A 1,097-nucleotide genomic window follows, 5' to 3' on the forward strand; every position below is an offset into this window, starting at 1 on the left:
ATAACCACTTCCACGAAATCCCCCGGTTCCAGTTCCCAGCTGCCTTGGACGATGACCTGACCATCGATTTCCGGCGCATCTCCCGGCCCGCGGGCGATGATATGATCTTCGTGTACTTCATCCACCAGCACGATCATGGACTGGCCCTTCCTGGTGGCCAGTTTTTCTGCTGATATAGTCGCCTGCACATCCATAAAACGCCGCAGACGGTCTTCCTTGGTTTCTTCATCCACGTGATCCGGCAAGGCGTTAGCCGCCGCGCCTTTCACGGGTGAATAGGTGAAGCAGCCGATCCGGTCCAGTTGTGCTTCCCGGAGAAAATCCAGCAGCATTTTGAAATCCTGTTCCGTCTCTCCAGGATACCCGACGATGAAAGTGGAACGGATCACCAGTTCCGGACAATCCCGGCGCCAGTTCGCTATTCGGTCCAGCACCTTTTCTGTCGCTGCAGGACGCCCCATGGACTTGAGGATTTTTTCGCTGCCGTGCTGCAAAGGCATATCTAGGTAAGGCAATATGGCGCCTTCGGCCATGAGGGGAATGACCTGATCCACCTGGGGATAGGGATAGACATAGTGCAGGCGCACCCAGGCAGGCAGTTCGCCCAACGCTTTGGCGAGACTGTAAAGGCGGGTTTCCATCGGCCTGCCGGTCACGAAATCGTTACGATACTTCAGATCCACGCCATAGGCGCTGGTATCCTGTGACACCACCAGCAGCTCGCGCACCCCCGATTCCACCAGGCGTTCCGCTTCCGCCACCACTTCTCCCAGGGGACGGCTCAGCAGATCCCCACGCAGGGAAGGGATGATGCAGAACTTGCAGCGGTGATTGCAGCCTTCGGAAATTTTCAGATAAGCGTAGTGACGTGGCGTGAGCCTGACGCCCTGCGGTGGAATCAGGCTGGTCCAGGGATCGTGGGGCGCGGGCAGATGTTCATGCACAAGCGCCATGACTTCTTCATAGGCGTGAGGTCCGGTAACGCCGTAAGCGCCCAAGAATCCACACCTGTTTTCCCGACCTGACCCCGTGCAGACTTTCTCCTGAAATTTCACGACACAGGAGAAATCGATGGACATGTCTGATGCCACCGAAGG

1 protein-coding gene is annotated in these 1,097 nt (G+C 57.1%); it reads right to left on the reverse strand.

Features of this window, described 5'->3' with window-relative positions:
* The coding region (gene rimO, locus ACOCD2_RS21355) for a 30S ribosomal protein S12 methylthiotransferase RimO (RefSeq protein ID WP_305800774.1) at nt 1-1,079 on the reverse strand (1,079 nt) is incomplete at its 3' end.
* Nucleotides 1,080-1,097 lie beyond the last annotated feature (18 nt).

Source organism: Thiolapillus sp. (assembly GCF_048562965.1).
GTDB lineage: Bacteria > Pseudomonadota > Gammaproteobacteria > Chromatiales > Chromatiaceae > Thiolapillus > Thiolapillus brandeum_A.